Origin of the sequence: Desulfosporosinus sp. FKA, from assembly GCF_002196785.1 — a bacterium.
In the GTDB taxonomy this organism is placed as follows: Bacteria; Bacillota; Desulfitobacteriia; order Desulfitobacteriales; family Desulfitobacteriaceae; genus Desulfosporosinus; species Desulfosporosinus acididurans.
In genome coordinates, this window is the sequence record NZ_NAHZ01000029.1 from 1 (window position 1) to 17,975 (window position 17,975).

The 17,975-nt window shown below is 36.3% G+C and carries 14 protein-coding genes and 1 pseudogene; 14 read left to right on the forward strand and 1 reads right to left on the reverse strand.

Annotated elements, in window-relative coordinates; translation table 11 throughout:
* Positions 1-392 (forward strand): hypothetical protein (locus B5771_RS12770; RefSeq protein WP_088187854.1); only part of this gene is annotated, 392 nt, incomplete at its 5' end.
* 79 nt (positions 393-471) lie between these two features.
* On the forward strand, positions 472-693 hold the full coding sequence (locus B5771_RS12775) for a DUF5348 domain-containing protein (protein WP_088187855.1): 222 nt from the start codon (positions 472-474) through the stop codon (positions 691-693).
* A gap of 197 nt (positions 694-890) precedes the next feature.
* Here B5771_RS12775 and B5771_RS12780 read toward each other — a convergent pair whose 3' ends face one another.
* The gene (locus tag B5771_RS12780; protein WP_088187856.1) at positions 891-3,965 is read right to left on the reverse strand and encodes a helicase-related protein; all 3,075 of its coding nucleotides are present in this window, start codon (positions 3,963-3,965) and stop codon (positions 891-893) included.
* 499 nt (positions 3,966-4,464) lie between these two features.
* Here B5771_RS12780 and B5771_RS12785 point away from each other — a divergent pair, with 499 nt between their 5' ends.
* The 12 genes and pseudogenes from B5771_RS12785 (at position 4,465) to nifV (ending at position 17,902) form a co-directional block, all read left to right on the forward strand.
* Positions 4,465-4,995, forward strand: coding sequence for a hypothetical protein (locus B5771_RS12785; RefSeq protein ID WP_088187857.1), 531 nt, complete (start codon positions 4,465-4,467; stop codon positions 4,993-4,995).
* 132 nt (positions 4,996-5,127) lie between these two features.
* Positions 5,128-5,622, forward strand: a complete 495-nt coding sequence (locus tag B5771_RS12790) for an ATP-binding protein (protein ID WP_088187858.1) — start codon at positions 5,128-5,130, stop codon at positions 5,620-5,622.
* Positions 5,623-5,787: 165 nt separating this feature from the next.
* A complete protein-coding gene (locus B5771_RS12795; RefSeq protein ID WP_140417732.1) occupies positions 5,788-7,104 on the forward strand; it encodes a site-specific integrase in 1,317 nt (438 codons plus the stop codon).
* 2 nt (positions 7,105-7,106) lie between these two features.
* On the forward strand, positions 7,107-9,209 hold the full coding sequence (locus B5771_RS12800) for a hypothetical protein (protein ID WP_088187860.1): 2,103 nt from the start codon (positions 7,107-7,109) through the stop codon (positions 9,207-9,209).
* Positions 9,187-10,836, forward strand: coding sequence for a hypothetical protein (locus B5771_RS12805; RefSeq protein WP_088187861.1), 1,650 nt, complete (start codon positions 9,187-9,189; stop codon positions 10,834-10,836). The genes B5771_RS12800 and B5771_RS12805 overlap by 23 nt, the downstream gene beginning before the upstream one ends.
* Positions 10,836-11,609, forward strand: coding sequence for a hypothetical protein (locus B5771_RS12810; RefSeq protein WP_088187862.1), 774 nt, complete (start codon positions 10,836-10,838; stop codon positions 11,607-11,609). The genes B5771_RS12805 and B5771_RS12810 overlap by 1 nt, the downstream gene beginning before the upstream one ends.
* Before the next feature lie 13 nt (positions 11,610-11,622).
* Positions 11,623-12,693, forward strand: coding sequence for a zinc-ribbon domain-containing protein (locus tag B5771_RS12815; RefSeq protein WP_088187863.1), 1,071 nt, complete (start codon positions 11,623-11,625; stop codon positions 12,691-12,693).
* 98 nt (positions 12,694-12,791) lie between these two features.
* A pseudogene (locus tag B5771_RS23880) lies at positions 12,792-12,938 on the forward strand (BRCT domain-containing protein); the annotation flags it as partial.
* Positions 12,939-13,112: 174 nt separating this feature from the next.
* Complete coding sequence (gene gatC / locus B5771_RS12820; RefSeq protein WP_088187864.1) at positions 13,113-13,403, forward strand: Asp-tRNA(Asn)/Glu-tRNA(Gln) amidotransferase subunit GatC; 291 nt, start codon at positions 13,113-13,115, stop codon at positions 13,401-13,403.
* A gap of 19 nt (positions 13,404-13,422) precedes the next feature.
* Positions 13,423-14,901 carry an Asp-tRNA(Asn)/Glu-tRNA(Gln) amidotransferase subunit GatA gene (gene gatA / locus B5771_RS12825; protein WP_088187865.1) on the forward strand — a complete coding sequence of 493 codons (1,479 nt, stop codon included), beginning with the start codon at positions 13,423-13,425 and terminating at the stop codon, positions 14,899-14,901.
* Positions 14,888-16,339: an Asp-tRNA(Asn)/Glu-tRNA(Gln) amidotransferase subunit GatB gene (gatB, locus tag B5771_RS12830; protein ID WP_088187866.1), complete on the forward strand. Its 1,452-nt coding sequence runs from the start codon at positions 14,888-14,890 to the stop codon at positions 16,337-16,339. The genes gatA and gatB overlap by 14 nt, the downstream gene beginning before the upstream one ends.
* A 432-nt stretch (positions 16,340-16,771) precedes the next feature.
* Entirely contained in the window at positions 16,772-17,902 is a 1,131-nt protein-coding gene (gene nifV, locus B5771_RS12835) for a homocitrate synthase (protein ID WP_088187867.1), read from the forward strand.
* The last annotated feature ends 73 nt before the right edge of the window (positions 17,903-17,975 follow it).

Here is a 17,975-nt window from a genome sequence, read left to right on the forward strand (position 1 = left end):
ACGTTGAGCTATTTAATTCCCAAGGTAAAGGGGTTGCCATCGAATATATAACTCAGGAGTGCAACATGAATTATTTAGCATTTCAGAGGAAACTGCGAAATAATTCCAACTATGTTTATGATCGTAGCGCCAAGAAATATAGAGTTCAAAATAATGAGGATCAATTCATGAGTTTAGAGGAGTTATGTGCTACTAAGGTAACTCCCATAAATAAGAAGATTAACGTAAAATCTAATTCGGCTAATCTAATCTTTGATACGATAATTATTGACCTGATGAAAGACCGCCTAACCGAAATTGCAAAGTATATTGTTTTTGAACAGAGCTCAAAAACAATCCATATTGACTCTGAAAGCTTACAACGAGACGGTTACACCTTAACAGTCCATTGATTTTATTAAGGGGTTATTTGGGGTGAAAAAATCCTTTTATTTAATTCTCAGCGCTTAGGCTACTTCGAGGAGGCGAACTGTGAATAAAAAGACAACATTGCATTACAGCCGTGAGCAAGACCAATGGTATGTAAAACTAAGTGGACGGACGTATCCTCTGCACTGTGGTGAATCCTTTCTGTTGCATATCGGGAAAACCCCGTTTTCATGCCGATTAGAGTTAGACGCTAACTGGTATGTGATTCTTCAAGAGATCACCTTCATTTTGCGCCCGTCAACTGTGTATACCGTTAGCATATAAGCCCATCCTGATCACTCAAAAAAGTATATTGATATGCGACTGACAGTTTGAATAAGTCATCAAGGCCAATTTCTAAAAAATTTGTTCACACCGTCGGTAGATACCCTCAAAGAAACTACCAAATTTTTCACGAGAGAGTCGCTTTTAAGTTTATATCAGGGGGGTCAATTTTGAGTAAAAAAATTTAGAAAAAGGGGTCAAATTTCATTGACAATCAACATAAGGACTTCACTCTTGCCAGAGCACAACTTTTTTAGGTAATCAAGTACCTTCTTAGCATGAAGGAATGAGAGTTTTACTTCACCATCCTCAGTGATATAGACCATGTAATATGGGAATAAAGCATTCTGCTCTTTTGTCTGCTCAATGCCCTGAATCTGTTTAAGGGTAAATATAACGCCAGGTTTTACCGTATCACGGATATTTTCATCAATATCCGTGATGGCGTATAAGCCAGTAGGAGCATCATCGAGCTTTTGGCGATTCGCCTTCATATATTCCATCAGGTCAATCTTGAAATCATTAAACGTAAGGTCAGTAATAGATATACCTCCTGAAATATCTTCAAGGTCAACAACTTCTGTCTGCAATCGCTGAAGCTGTTTCTTACGATATTCAAGGTCTTTCATTTCCTGACTCTCATTCTCTTCAATTAAGTTTTCCTCACCTGTAGCCGAAACGTCAAGCAACACCATACGACCTTTAACTCTCTGAGCAAGATTTATATATTCATCAAGGTCTTTCATTGCCCAGAAGTTAACTAACTGAATAACTTCATTAGAAGAACCAATTCTGTCAATACGGCCGAACCGTTGAATAATACGGACAGGATTCCAATGAATGTCGTAATTAATAAGATAGTCACAGTCTTGCAAATTCTGTCCCTCAGAAATACAGTCGGTTGCGATTAGCACATCAATTTCATTCTGTATTGAAGGATATACCTTCGCACATTCCTTTGACTTTGGAGAAAATAGTGTAAGCACCGAGCTAAGGTCAGACATTTTAATCTGTCTCTTTGATTCTTTGTCCAAAGGAATTGTCGAACGATTGTTCCCTGAGCCAGTAACGATTGCCGTATAAATACCATTCTTTAATAGCTCATCAGCAATATTGTCATACAGATAATTAGCAGTATCCGCAAAAGCTGTAAAGACAATGATTTTTTTATTGTTGCCATTAACAGGATTTGCCATCTTACCTTGAATCATGGACTTCAGTTCAAGAAGTTTTTTATCCCTTAATGCCGTTATCTTTCTAGCTTCAACAAGAATAAATTTAAGCTTGTCCCTATCATCTTCAAGAGCTTGCTTCCACTTAATTAAATCCATATCCTGCAAGAGAACTTTTACGTTATTACCGAACATTAGATTTTCAAATTCATTATCATCAAGGTCGATATCCTCGATGTTCATTTCAGAGTTATATTCAAATTGTTTGTTATCAATTAAGTCAATTGTACTTTCAATCTTTCCAACAATTTTTTCTACAGTGAGTGCAAAAGAGAAAATCGAGCTTTCCATTCTCTTTAATAAGCCAACTCGCATTAATCCAATTAAATGCGTTTCGCGGTCAGCTTGCCTGAATACAGAACGGCCTTCACCAACGGCGACATCGTATTTCCTTTCGTACTCTGCCACTTTCTCAGGAAGAAGATAACGAATTGGTGAATAGATGCTTAGAGATAAACGCTTAATTTTGCGGTTTACCTGTTGGATAGGAGGAAACTCATCCTTCGTATCAATTTCAGTGTATTTGTTTATAGGTGAAAGTCGCTTAGGAAATTTACCAATTTCGGCTATATTATAATATTTTTCGATATGCTTTCGTGAACGGGCAATTGTAACCGTGTCAAGAAGTTTAAAGTAGTCAACATCCATCATCTCAACGAATCGTTCAGTTGAACGCTCATTGTCGGGTAGGGATGACCACTTATTAAATACGGTCTGGGCCTTTTTTAGAATAAGCTCAATGCTTTGCAACCCAACATCTGTGAAAGCGTTATTCCTACCTTCGGTAATGAAAGCAATCTGATTCTTGATGTCATTCATTCGATTATTTACTGGTGTAGCTGAAAGCATAAGGACTTTTGTTTTAACGCCAGCTTTAATGATTTCATTCATAAGACGTTCGTAACGTGTAATTCTTCCTTTGACGGGAGGGTTATTGCGGAAGTTATGGCTCTCATCAATAACAACAAGGTCATAGTTTGCCCAATTAATTGTGGCTAAATTGATATCGCCAGTAAACCCACTGAAACGGCTTAGGTCTGTATGATTTAATACATCATAATTGAATCTATCTGTATAAAAAATATTTCTCCTATCATTTTGAGTAAATATAGTCCAATTATCACGAAGCTTTTTAGGAGCTAAAACCAGTACACGGTCATTACGAAGCTCATAGTACTTAATAATGGCAAGAGCAGTGAAAGTTTTCCCTAAACCAACGCTATCCGCTATAATACAGCCATTGTATTTCTCGATTTTATCAATCGCACCCATAACGCCGTCTTTTTGAAATTTATAAAGTTTATTCCAAATCTGTGTTTCTTTAAATCCTGTTCTTGATTTAACAATATTATCTTCCGTCAGTTCTCCGAGATAGGAACTAAATATATTAAACAAGGTCAAGAAATAAATAAATTCAGGAGTGTTTTCTTTATAAAGAATCTGCATTTGCTCAAGAACTTTTTCTGTAACATCCTCAACCGCAGAATTATCATTCCATAATTCATCAAACATGTGTAGATAAATGGATGTAAATTCTTTTCCATATATACAGGTATTATAATCTATTCGGTTAGAGGGGGTTATACCAAAACCATCAGTTGTAAAGTCAATGGAGCCATTAATTGCAATACTATCTGGGCCATTATCTACATAGAATAAGCGTGGTTGTGCTGGATTTTGATATTTTAACGATTTAATTTTAACCTTTTCACGTAGCCAGTTAGCACATTCTTTTGCAATAGCTGATTGACGCATTTCGTTACGGAGCTTGATTTCAAATTTATTACCAGAAATGGATTTTTTGCTATTGTGCTGAATATAGAATTCCCTCTGAAGTTCATTTTCATTTTTGATAAATGTAGGTTGGGTAAATATAAATTTCATTTCATCAATTTTTAGGAGTTCTTTTTTTAACTCAGCAAAAGCATATATAGTAAAGTAAGCCGATATTACAGACAGTTTAGAAGCTTTCTTAACATTTTCCTTTAGTTCATCAACTACTTTACTTTTTTTATTATCTAAGACTTTAGGGGTTTTCATTAAAAAATTACCACCTTACAAAATTAACTATTTTGATAAGAAATAGTAAGTTCAGATTTATTATATTATATCACAGGGGTTTAGACAGAAAATGAGTTTCTGTTTTTAGCATATTTAAAAATCTAGTCCAGCAAAAAGTAGTGATTGTTTTGTCGAAGAGTTATATAAGAAGAATCAGATAAAAAACCAGAACAATGAGTTCTGGTTTTTGTCTGATTAAAATTTATTCCTTAAGTAAGATGTAAAAAATTATATAGGTAATTATAAAATATACAATATATTAATTCTATTTAATTGTAAATTATTTTTTATAATTAATTTTTAATCAAAATATTTTAAATAAATGTATTTTGCTAAAAGGAGTTTTGTAGATAATATCGAATATAATTATAGCAATTGGAGGAAATTATAAATAATTGCTTTATAATAGTCGATGAGGTTGAACTTTATATCAATAATTACTAGTTATACAAAGAAGCGGAGGGGGTAAAGGAGATAAATGAAGTTATTCCAACTAGAACAACTGTATGAACAGAAGGGATTGGATAATTATAAATTAATAAACACAAATGATTTACTGGAGTTACATGGGATTAACTATAGAGATGTTAAAGGGTACGAGAATTTAGATGATATTAATAAGAAATTGTATGAAAAAGCTTTGATTAATATTTTAAACAACTTTGGACTAGAAGTTCGAAATGGAATGATTTTAACGGGAATAAATTTTGTAGAAGAAATTGGATTTTCAGTAGAATTAACTCCCATAGAATATGAAACTATGTTTTCTTGTAAATTTGAGGAAAGTGATAGTTATTTAAAATGGGTTGTCGAGACAAATATATCGATAATCGGTAAGAGTGGTAAAAGAACCAAGCTTCGAGCCTGGTGTTATAGAGATAAAAAGTTCGAACATCTGATTCATAGAAAAACAGAATGTAATCGTAAAAGATACTTACGGATTGATTATAAAAAATTCGGTAGACACAAAGAATGGTTGCACATCATTAGTCCAACACATTTTTACTAAAAAATAGATTTAAGTATCTTAAGCCCTATTTAAGAATTTGAGGCACTTCCAATCCAAACAAGTCAAGTAAGAGTTTAAAAGATTGTTACTTGAGTTAAGTGGAAATAAGACTTACATATCGGGGGAATTTGGATGGGGAAAATTGTAAAGTTGAGAAACTATGAAAGATGCAAGAAAAATTTTTTATATATATTAATTGGAATTCCGTGTGCAGGAAAATCAACATATGCGGATAGTTTTGTATTAGATAAACCCAATTTTCGAATTGTATCGAGTGATGAAATCAGGAAATTGATGACAGGAACATATAGATTTTCTTTGGATTCAAATAGAGAGGTGTTTGAGACTGCTAAAAATATAATTCATAGAAAGTTAGAGTCGGGGTCAGATGTTATTTTTGATGCCACTAATATAAACAAAGACCACAGAATAAGCGTAATCGACATAGCTAAAAGAAATAACTCAATTGCAGTTGCAGTTGTATTTAAAACGCCACTGTCTATATGCTTAATCAGAAACGCCCAGAGGAATTCAGAAAGAAGAGTTCCAGAAGACGTAATAATACGAATGTCAAATTTCACAGAAGTTAGTATATCGGAAGGTTTTGAAAAAATTATATCTATATAAATAACGTTTTTCGAACTATAGCATCTATCTAATGGGTATACCATCAACGCCTTAAAGAGGTTGTTGGTATAAAACGTGTTAGCGTTGGTTGGACAATCTATATACTAATGTATTTAAGGCAAAGAGCGACTTAAATTGCATTAAGAGATGAAAGTGAGGATTATGGTGGAAAAAACAAAAATATTACATCAATTGATGTTTGCTCCGTACCGATATGCTTGGGCAGAAGAAAACGGCACAAAGCACGAGTGGTGTTTAATATCAATAGAACTTAATGGAATAATGCTTAGATTAACGGATTTTCACAAATATATCGGTGCGGTTAGGGGGTCTAGACATGCATATTATTTGGATAATGATTCTGTCAGAAGAGCATGCAATTTTCTAACATACGCCCTTTTTATACATCATAGCAGATACAAAGTAGACAGGATAACAGATATACCGTTTCAATCCGCTGTGGACTATATGAATGAATACTCAAGAACAAAGAATTATACAGGGAATTATCCAAGCAGACAATCTGTTGAAAAAGAGAGAAATGCTGTTTGTCATTTTATGAAAAACATTGGTAATAAAAGGAGTGATTATAAAACGCACTATTATGTCAAGAAGGTCCTAGTAAAAGAGAGTGCTAAAAATAAGTCCCCTGTTAGAAAAAGGACAATTAAGACTATCTGGGAGTATGAAATCGACGCAACCTATCTAAGTGATGAGCCTAATAATCTTATTAGGGATATTCCTCAGAAAGCAATTCCTATTATATTGCGGGCAATACGGCGAGAAGCTCCAGACTTGCTTTTTGGTGCTCTCTTACAGTTATTTGCAGGATTACGAGAAGGCGAAGCTGTTAATGTACGCCGTGCAAACAGCATTTACTATGGCGGTATCAGATATGTTAAGGAAAATGGCAAATTTACAAGTTTCGAAGTGGATTTGACAAAAGAATATTTACTAAGAAGTGATGGCAAGACCACTGGCAATATAAAAAGGGAACGCACACAAGCTGTATATCCAATATTTCTGGATGCTATACAGGAGGCATATGAAGCTCATTTGAAATTGGTTAATGCTGATGATATTGAACCAGAAGCCCCCATGTTTGTTAATATGTACAGGTCATCTAAAACTGGTAAGAAAATGGCTTTATCTAAACAGTCTTATTGCAAGAGAATCAAGGAAATCATGTTTAATACAGTAGTACCAGAATTATTAAAATCAGATGATAGGGAATTGAAAACATATGGCATGTTGCTGAACGAAAACAATTGGGGATTACATGCCTTTAGACACTGGTTTACAGTTCAACTTGTTTTGAATGGAGAAGATTTGGACGGGATAGCTTTTTGGCGTGGGGACACTTCCCTTCAGACTGCATATACTTATCTCCAAAACAAAGGAGAGATAATGAAGAAATACCAGAAGGCAAATGATATTGTGGCAAATAAAATTATCAATAGGATTTTAATGGAAGGATTTTAATTATGTATTGCAAAATTGATGGAAAAGAATATACCTCCATAAGTTCATATGCTAAGGAATTCGGAATTTCATACTGTTCTTTGAAACGAAATTTAGAATACCGTGGAACGGTACTAATTGAAAAAAATAGTCGCAAATATATTGAAAAAAAATTTCTCGAAGAGTCCATAAAAGAATCCAAACAAATAATAGGCTTTAGAGAAATTGTTGAAGAATTGGTTAGAAAATTAAATTCAAACATGGATAGCACGTCCTGTGCCCATCTCAATAAATTAATTACATTTGTATCTGGTAACAATTTCTTTGGCGTTACTTGTATGACCCACCCAGTTTATAAAATTTATGATTCTTTGAATTTCTATATTTACAAAAAAGATAGAAATTTATTTGAAGAAGGAATTAAAGATTATTTATTACTTTATAAAAAACCCTATGACGTGAAAGTTGAAATACTCTGTAATGATACAGCCTTTCAGAATAAGAAGATGACGGTTAAATTTATTAAAGAATATATCAAGTACGTTGATAAGAAAACATTATGTTCCTACGTTGAAGCCGTTAACTTTTTAAGACTTACATCAGTAAAAGATTTGAGTTTATATACCGATGAGGAAATTTCCAAATATATCAAGTTGGCTTCAAAAGATATGACAAAAGCAGGATGTACCAATCTTATATCGTTATATACATATATGCAGAATAATGTGACATGTAAAAGTGATACTGTTCTTCAATATGACACGGAAGTTAAAAACAAGAAAGATAGTACCCCTTACGATGCAGAAATATATCTAAAACTTGCGTATATGATTTTTAATGAAGAATATTGGAAAAGCCATAATATGATTCAAAAGGCTATTTTAAAAGAACGAAATGCAAAGATTTGGCTGTATCATGCCATGCATTTTGTATGTGATTGGAGAACAAAAGATATTATCGAAGAAATCCCAAGAATTAGACTTGATAGACCACCTAAACAAGTATTAGAGGATATAGCTTCTGGTACGTTGACAAATGAACAATTTAAATTAGTTTCTGATGAAATCACGATGAGAGTTAATTACAAGCCTTCAAAGCCGAGTAAAATTAAACGGCATAAAAATTCGTCGCCATTAAGATTATATATTCCAGAAAGTCTTAGTCCAGTCATAGGTATGCTTATTATGGTATGTGAGGCACATAATCAGATAAATAACAATCAATATAAAGATGCTCTACTATGTCATTTAAAAAAGTTAGATATAGATAGTCTTATTAAGTTTTTTGGTAATGATTATAATGATTTGTTTGCAGGACATATAATGTCGAATTTAAGAGCAACTAAATCTCATATGACAATGCTTTCTGACACAGGGGAAGAATTGGGCACTGATGGATATTTAATTGCTTCATTTGCGAGAAGTCACACGGGAGGGATAAATAGAATTCCACAAGTTACTTCAAGATATTTACAAGCTAAGATGGACGGATATTCTGTTGATGATATTACAGTTGTTCTCTTCGAAAGAGGTGTTTGTAGCTTTGTTCCATATCTTTTGTGTAAGGTATTAGCGAAAGAAGAATTTGAAAAGGCCAACATCAAAGAACAGACAATCATAATGAATAATCTTCCCTTAAAGGCGTATGACATAGAAAATCTTATAAAGATTGATGATACAATTTCCGTTAATACAAAAGAAAAAGTAGAAGAAATTATTCAATGGGCTAATGAGGATAATATTCACAACTTAATAAGAGACGCTCTTAATAGCATAATAAACGGGGAATGTATTGGAAAAAATGAAGGCGTTACTTGTTTGAGAAAGGCTTTTAGCAAAGAATGCTCTGAAAAATCTCGTGAAACGTGTATCGGCTGTGGATATGAAATGTATGTCAAAGGATTTCTCATGGAATTACACGATGAGATTAGATTCCAGGAGCATTCATTAGATATAGCTAAGACTCAGGCAGAAAAGATAAAAAGAACAGCGATATTGGAAAAAAAATTATATCCTACGGTTCATGAGTTATTGGTTACGGTTAAGTATGTATACGGACAGGATATAGAAGATTACAAAAAGTTGTTTAATGGTGGTGATAAAGATGGCAATGCTTGTATTTGTTAGTAATGAAGGGAGAATAATACAACAAAAAATAATTAAAAGGATAACAGAAGAAGAGGAAAATATTGCCATTTCTATCTTCAATGAGTATCAAAGTAAGGGGATTATTTTGAGTGAGTTTGCTAATAACAAATGGAAAATAACTAATGAAATAGATGTTATTGGACTTAATTTTGAAGTAAATGAAATCTTTATAAAAAAACACCTTAAATCATATACCGCAAAAGAATTTGTTGATATTTTGAAATATTTTATATGCTTTTGTCTGGGGCATTATTCAATACAAACACTTAAAGTGATTTTGGCAAACATAAAAAAGGCTATAGTAGAAACCAGTTGCTTCCTTGTAATTCCTAAACAACATGAAGTTCTTGAGGGTACGGGAGTAAGCGATTTTATCGATATATTTCCATATTCAAATGAAGAACTTATTATTGAAAGCATAGACTATACCCATAAAAAATTCAGACGCAGGGCACTAGCAGAATATGAAAGTTATTTTTTGTTTGACGAGATACTTAATGATTTTTGGAAAGATGCCTCTGATGATGAAAAGAATTTATACTATCCTATATATTTATGGTGGAACATAAGCATGATAATTCCTCTTAGAGTTACTGAATTTACTGTTATCCCAAAGATTTGTTTCCGTAAAGAAAAGAATAAGTGGATGCTAAAAGTTAGAAGAACAGATTTAAAAGGCAGGGCAGGAAAAGTTCATAAGTACAGTTTAGATGAAGATTACAAGATATATGAATATGCCGTTAACGATACGATTATCTCAATGATTCAAGATTATAAAGATAGAGCAACTAAATTTAATGAAGCAGAAATAGATAGCCTGTTTTCCGATGATATGTTCGTTACCATGTTAAATAATACTACTAAAACCAATCTGGAAAGAATGGGTCATCTTAAAGTATCTCATATGACATTACTTATGGAATGTTTTTTTAAATATATAATTGGGAGGAAATACGGATACAAAGTTCTCAGTAAAGAAGATGTTTTGAAGGTTGATATAAATGGTGAATTAAAACGTTTGAACAAATTCGAGATAGTCAGAATATTACTTGGCGATTCAAGACATATAGCAATGCAGAATATGCTTCTTAATGGTTGTAATATCCTAATGGCTAAAGAGATTACAGGACATGAAAGTCCCGATATGATATACCATTATGCTGGAAATATGAGGAATCTCATTAAATGTCGAGCATATAGCCTTTATAAAATGTCGAAACCAGAGAAAGTGGAAATGTTGGGGATAATAGATACCAATACATCGGTGTTGTTATTTGGAGAGGAAGACCCGCATTTAGAAGTTGATGGGGGATTATGTTATTCAAAACTATTCGTATTAAAGCATGACGTAACAGATTGTTTTGCGGTTGCTGGTAAGTGTGAAAAGTGTAATTATTTCAAGTCGGAAAAAGACAGTAAGTTGATAAGAAAGGAACAGGAAAAAACTGTAGAAGAAACAATTGAAAGATTAAAAATATGGCTCAATTCTACTAGAATAAATAAAAATAAAGATGAATTTAGAGTATTAGCTAGTAAGTTAGCATCGCAAGTGGAAAATCTACAAAATGGTTATGTTAGGGACTTGGAAGAGGGTGGAAAAATATAATGGCCGAAATGGGAAGACCCAAGCATTATTCAACTAAAGACATCATGAATGTAATTGACATGTATGTATCGTTTACTGGCGGGACTGTACTGTTGAACTCTTCTAAAATTGCTGAATATGCGAGGACGAAACTTGGCCTAATATATTTTAAATACTACGTTATTAACAGAAATTCAGAAGCCAAGGAATATCTTAAAGACATAAATGAAGCGATTTCTAGTAACTCGGAGAAACAATTAACATCAGCGGTTACAACTTTTACTCAAATCAATATTCAATCATATCAATCAATGACTAAAGAACAATTAGGAAGAGCACTCGCAAATCTAAATACGCTAATGGAAGATATGGCTGACAGTAATACAAAGCTCTTAAAACAAAGCTTGGCATTAAAAGAACTGGTTAGAGAAAAAGATATCGAATTGAAAAGATTCGAAGAGCTTTACAATCAAATGTCCCAAAATTCTGATGAAAATATGGAAGGCTTAAAAAACAAGGTTAATGAACAAAGAGAAATAATTAATAAACTTACTCAATCTGTTAAGCAATCAGATGATGTTGTTCATCTTTTATGGGATAAAGAGGCTGAAGTAGTAATGAAATACAGTGGCGTGTTTGAAAATGATGAGGAAGAAATAATCAATTCTAAAAGAATTATGACGGATATTCAAGAAAGTATTTCTCATGTAACAAAAGATGCACATAAGATTCATTCAAGCAAAGATTCGGAAAAAATCAGTAAAAGGTTTATGGAGAGATTAAACAATCTTTAGGAGATGAGTGGTAATGAGGAAGAAACAATATATAAAGGATATTCCCAGATTAGCTAAAGAATATAATGATGAATTTCCAATTGATAATATAACCATTGGAAGTGGCAAATCCTTTTATTGGATATGTGAAAAAGGCCATAGATGGAAAAGCACTCCTTCTCATAGGACTAGAGGGCAAAATTGTCCTTATTGTGCAGGGAATATACCAATAAAAGGAGAAAATGATTTATCGACAGTTTATCCAGATGTTGCAAAAGAATGGCATCCTAATAAAAATAATGGTTTAAAACCAGAGGATTTTAAAGCAAGAAGTAATAAAAAAGTGTGGTGGTTGTGTCCGAAAGGACATGAATACGAAAGTATAATCAATGCAAGAACGTCTCGTGGAGTAGGTTGCCCTTATTGTTCGGGTCAACAGGTTATTAAAGGTGAAACAGATTTAGTTTCTCTTAGACCTGATATAGCAAAAGAATGGCATCCGACTAAAAACGGTGACATTAAGCCCAATACTATTCCAAAAGCAACTAATATTAAATATTGGTGGTTGTGTCCAAGAGGTCATGAGTTTAAGATGAGAGTTAGCGATAGGACAAGAAAAACTAATGCCCAAGGTTGTCCGTACTGTTCTGGTAAAAAACCTATTATTGGAGAAAGTGACCTCGGAACAATATGTAAAGAATCTAATCAATTCTGGGATTATGATAAAAACGATACTGGTCCAGGTGATTATTTGCCATATAGTCTAGAAAAGATATGGATGAAATGCGATAAAGGGCATTCTTGGAAGACTAGAATATGTGACTTTACAAGAAATCCGAAATGTCCTTATTGTACTGGAGCACAAGTTAAAAAAGGTGAAAATACATTAAGAGTTTTATATCCAGATATTGCCGAAAAATGGAACTGTGAAAAAAATGCTACTATTGATATAGACACTGTTCATGTAGGCAGTTCTCTTAAAAAGTATTGGTGGAAGTGCGAAAAAGGTCATGAATGGATTGCAGATATAGCTCATATGGTTAAAAAAACAAAAGGAAAAGGTTGTCCGTATTGTGCGGGAAGCTTATCAAAGTATTCTATTTAATATAGATAATAAGATGTTAAAGTGACATTAGGTTGATTATATAGTATGCTTTACATAGCTTTCTAAACAAAAGTCTTGAAATAAAAATATACTTATGTGGCAAAGCAGCGAGCTCGGTGAGTAAAAAGACAGCTTTTGTTATAGCCGGGGAGAAAGCCGGTTCCAAGCTGACCAAAGCTCAAGAGCTCGGAGTACAAGTTTTAACCGAAGATCAGTTTGAGGCCTTGCTGAAACAGCAGGACTAGGGGATAAAACGTTGAAGAAGAATGGAAAAGGAACCAGGGACGGTTCTTTGGGGCATCCTGGTGGGATGTCCCAAAGAACCGTCCTATTTGCATGTTTTGCATATGTTGCCCCAATCTTCCAGATTTGCTATTATAAATAGATAGCGAAAAAATAGTCAAAGGAAGGTGAATTTGATGGCAATTTCACGTGAAGACGTTATATATGTCGCCGGATTGGCACGTTTAGAGTTAAACGAACAAGAGATTCAAGACTATACCCAGCAGCTGAACTCAATTTTAGATTATGCTGCAATGCTGGAACGCTTGGACACCGAAGGGGTTGTCCCTACGGCTCACGCTGTTCCTCTGCATAATGTGCTGCGGGAGGACGAAGTAAAACCTTCAATCAGCCACGATAAAACCTTAAGAAATGCCCCGGATGCCGAAGAAGGATTTTTTAGAGTTCCCAGAATTAGTCTCACATAGAAAGGAGGGGCTGGCATTTATGATAGTTGAGAAATCGATAAGTGAGCTCCATGAACTTCTTATCCATAAAGAAGTTAGCGCTGCTGAATTAACGAACGCTTACCTAGAGCGAATTGGGGATTTAGATCAAGATTTACAGGCTTATTTAACCGTCTTAGAAAAAGACGCTCAAATCCAAGCCTCAGAGATTGACCAAAAGATTGCTCGGGGAGATGAACTGGGAGCCTTAGAAGGAATCCCCATGGCTATGAAAGACAATATGTGTACGGAAGGCGTACGAACAACTTGTGCTTCCCAAATACTCCGAGAATTTTATCCGCCCTATGATGCTACGGTAACAACGCGTTTAAAGGATGCCGGAAGCATTCTTTTAGGCAAATTAAATATGGATGAGTTTGCCATGGGTTCTTCGACCGAGAATTCAGCCTATATGAAAACGCGCAATCCCTGGAATTTAGACTGTGTTCCCGGAGGTTCTTCCGGCGGCGCGGCAGTTTCTGTCGCAGCTGACTTGGCTGCCTTTTCCCTGGGGTCTGATACCGGGGGATCGATTCGTCAGCCGGCAGCCTTTTGCGGCGTCGTTGGCTTGAAGCCAACCTACGGAGCCGTCTCTCGCTTTGGCCTTATCGCCTATGCTTCCTCCCTTGATCAGATAGGACCTTTAACCAAAACCGTTCGGGATAATGCTTTGGTAATGAATGCAATTGCCGGGTATGATGCCATGGATTCCACGTCAGTTCGCTATGATAAGCCTGATTATACGAAATTCCTGATCGATGATATTAAAGGCTTGAAAATCGGCCTTCCCCGTGAATATTTCGGGGAAGGAATTGACCCGGAGGTCGCTAAAGGAATCCAAAAATGCGTCGAAACCCTGCGCAGTTTGGGAGCTGAAGTGGGCGAATGTTCTTTGCCCCACACAGAATATGCTATCCCGGCCTATTATTTGATCGCAACTGCCGAGGCCAGTTCCAACCTTGCCCGTTATGATGGAGTTCGTTATGGTTATCGGGCTGAAGCCGGCGATGTCTTAGGTATGTTCCGGAAGACTCGGGCAGAAGGATTCGGGCAGGAGGTTAAGCGCAGAATTATGCTGGGAACCTATGCTTTGAGTTCCGGCTATTATGATGCTTATTATCTCAAAGCCCAAAAAGTTCGGACCTTAATCAAACAAGACTTTGATCAGGCCTTTGAAAAATTTGATGTCTTGCTGGGCCCCACGGCACCGACACCGGCCTTTAAATTTGGCGAAAAATCCAATCCTTTAACTATGTATCTTTCGGACATTACAACGGTTCCAATTAATCTGGCAGGGATTCCGGCTATCTCAATTCCTGCAGGCTTCGTTAATGGTCTGCCGATCGGCATGCAATTGATGGGCAAACCTTTTAATGAAGGAACACTGTATCGTGTGGCTTATACTTTCGAGCAAACTACAAATTATCACACGTTAAAACCGAATCTTTCCGGGGAGGTGCTTGCGCGTGGTAGTCGCTGATCGTTATGAAATGGTTTGTGGCTTAGAAGTTCACGTAGAACTTCAAACGAAAACAAAAATATTCTGCGGTTGTACAACGGAGTTTGGGGGAGAACAAAATACCCATGTCTGCCCAGTTTGTTTAGGGATGCCGGGGACGCTTCCGGTCTTAAACCGAGAAGTTGTCAATTACGCTATTCGAGCAGGCTTAGCTTTAAACTGTGAGATTGCCGATTTTTCCAAGTTTGACCGTAAGAATTACTATTATCCGGATTTGACCAAAAACTATCAGACATCCCAATTTGATCTGCCGATTTGTAAGAATGGCGGTTTGGAAATTGAAGTTGACGGAGTGAAAAAGTGGATAGGAATTACCCGCGCTCATATGGAAGAAGACGCCGGGAAACTTGTCCACAGCGGGGAAACCATCACAACCTCAGAGGCCTCTTCCGTCGATTATAACCGTGCAGGAGTTCCTCTTTTGGAGATCGTTTCCGAACCTGACTTGCGTTCGATTCCGGAAGTTTTAGCCTATCTGGAACAATTGGTTCAGATCCTGGAGTATACAGACGTTTCCGACTGCCGTATGGAACAAGGTTCAGTCCGTTTCGATGTCAATGTCTCCTTAAGGCCCATTGGTTCAGCGACCTTTGGAACCCGAACGGAGACTAAAAACCTTAATTCTTTCAGCTCCGTCCGGCGCTGCATGGAATATGAAGTTGCCCGTCAGGCACGTGCCCTTGATGACGGGGAAGAAGTGGTTCAGGAAACTCGGACTTGGGATGAAGGACGGGGAATTACCTTAGCTCTGCGTTCCAAAGAAGAGGCTCATGATTACCGCTATTTCCCCGAGCCTGATCTTGTGCCTATAGTCATAGACCGGCAATGGGTGGAAGAGATTCGCAAAACTTTGCCGGAACTCCCGCGGGAACGCAGGAACCGCTTGCAAGAGTTAGGGTTATCAGCTTATGATGCGGCAGTAGTTACTCAAACTAAAGCCATGGCCGATTATTTCGACCAGGGTTTAGCCCAAGGTGCAGAGGCTAAGAGCTTAGCGAATTGGGTTATGGGGGATTTGACACGCTTGCTGAACAGCAATCAATGCCAAATTGCGGATTCGCCTGTTTCGGCCCAACAGTTGGTGGCATTGATTAAGCTCATTGATAAGGGAACCCTGAGCGGCAAAATTGCTAAATCTGTTTTAGAAGAAATGTATGCTTCCGGCAAGGATGCCGAACAGATTGTTAAAGAAAAAGGACTTGCCCAAATTAGCGATGAAGGCGCGCTGCTGGGAATCATCGACGGGGTAATTGCTGCTAATCCCCAATCCGTTGAAGATTATCATGCCGGAAAAGAACGGGCTATTGGTTTCTTAGTCGGTCAGATTATGAAAGCGACAAAAGGACAAGCGAATCCGGGCCTTGTCAATCAGCTGCTTAAAAAGAAACTGTCAGACTAATATGCATTTTTCCATAACAAATGCTATCGCGCTGAAGGATGGACTCTACCTGGTTTATTTTGTTCTGCATACGATATCATAGGGAGTTGGCCTATCATAATTTATAGTAGGTCAACTCCTTTTAACGACCCACCCCCACTTACAAGAAGTGGGGTCTTAAAAACTGGATAAATCTTAAAAATAAAATCTTAAAAATTATGTCATATTTTATCTTAGATAAGATAATGATAAGGAAATAAGAAAAATAGGTAATTAAAAATAAAAAATATTGCAAAAAGTTAAATCTAAATTCTCTATCAATTAATTTGTAAAGTATACAATATACGCATTTTCTGCTTCTTCAAAGTTAAGAGGTATTATGCTAGTATAGAGAATAAATATTGATTACGTAATATAGCATATTTATAAGTTGAAGAAGAGGAGTGTGTCCAATTGAGACATTTAACGATTGTAGATACAACGTTACGGGATGGGGAGCAAACGGCGGGAGTCGTTTTTTCCAATCAAGAGAAATTGCGCATTGCTCGTTTACTCGATGAGGTTGGTGTGCATCAGATTGAAGCAGGGGTCGCTGTCATGGGAGGGGATGAAAAAAAGGCTATCAGTGAGATAACCAAACTTGGCTTGAAAGCAAGTATTATGGGTTGGAATCGAGCGGTGATCTCAGATATTGAAGCATCTCTTGCCTGCGGTGTTGATGCAGTGGCCATTTCAATCTCTACTTCGGATATTCACATTGAACATAAACTTAAGACGACTCGCGAAGATGTTCTCGAGCGGATGATTAAGGCAACAGAATTTGCCAAACGAGAAGGGGTGTATATTTCTGTCAATGCTGAAGATGCTTCTCGTTCCAGTATGGATTTCCTTGTCCAATTTGCTAAAGAAGCTAAAAAAGCGGGTGCAGATCGCCTGCGTTATTGCGATACTGTCGGAATCCTTGATCCCTTCACCACCTACGATAATATAAAAACGTTAATCGAAAAAACAGGAATCAATGTTGAAATGCATACCCACGATGATTTCGGCATGGCCACAGCCAATGCTTTAGCAGGCGTTAAGGCTGGCGCTTCTCACGTTGGAGTGACTGTCAACGGTTTAGGTGAACGAGCCGGTAATGCGGCATTAGAGGAAGTGGTTATGGCTCTTAAGTTCTTGCTGGACACCGATTTAAGCTTTGTTACCGAACGATTTGTTGAACTTTCTGAATATATTGCCCGTGCTTCAGGCCGCATGCTTCCTCCTTGGAAATCTATCGTGGGAAGCAACATGTTTGCTCATGAATCAGGAATCCACGCTGATGGTGCCTTAAAGAATCCTAGAACTTACGAAGCGTTCAGTCCGGAAGATGTCGGTCTGGAACGTCAGATTGTAATTGGCAAACACTCCGGAACTGCTTCGATTAAAGCTAAATTTAAAGAATATGGCAAAGAAATTACTGAAGAAGAAGCCGTCGTAATGCTTGAAAAAGTACGTGCACTGGCAGTTGATATGAAACGTTCCTTGTTTGACAAAGAGCTGGTTTATATTTATGGGGATATGTTAAAACAAAAAAAACAATAATCTTTAGACCAAGTTCAAAAGGCGGCAAGTAAGCCGCCTCTTTAGACGCTGGTTTTTCTTCAACAGAAGGGAG

What these genes read in the sequence shown, in the direction of transcription:
- B5771_RS12790 (WP_088187858.1), top strand. Translation starts at nt 5,128, where the DNA reads ATGGGGAAAATTGTAAAGTTGAGAAACTATGAAAGATGCAAGAAAAAT.
- B5771_RS12815 (WP_088187863.1), top strand. Translation starts at nt 11,623, where the DNA reads ATGAGGAAGAAACAATATATAAAGGATATTCCCAGATTAGCTAAAGAA.
- gatC (WP_088187864.1), top strand. Translation starts at nt 13,113, where the DNA reads ATGGCAATTTCACGTGAAGACGTTATATATGTCGCCGGATTGGCACGT.
- B5771_RS12805 (WP_088187861.1), top strand. Translation starts at nt 9,187, where the DNA reads ATGGCAATGCTTGTATTTGTTAGTAATGAAGGGAGAATAATACAACAA.
- B5771_RS12780 (WP_088187856.1), bottom strand. Translation starts at nt 3,965, where the DNA reads ATGAAAACCCCTAAAGTCTTAGATAATAAAAAAAGTAAAGTAGTTGAT.
- B5771_RS12800 (WP_088187860.1), top strand. Translation starts at nt 7,107, where the DNA reads ATGTATTGCAAAATTGATGGAAAAGAATATACCTCCATAAGTTCATAT.
- B5771_RS12810 (WP_088187862.1), top strand. Translation starts at nt 10,836, where the DNA reads ATGGCCGAAATGGGAAGACCCAAGCATTATTCAACTAAAGACATCATG.
- gatA (WP_088187865.1), top strand. Translation starts at nt 13,423, where the DNA reads ATGATAGTTGAGAAATCGATAAGTGAGCTCCATGAACTTCTTATCCAT.
- B5771_RS12785 (WP_088187857.1), top strand. Translation starts at nt 4,465, where the DNA reads ATGAAGTTATTCCAACTAGAACAACTGTATGAACAGAAGGGATTGGAT.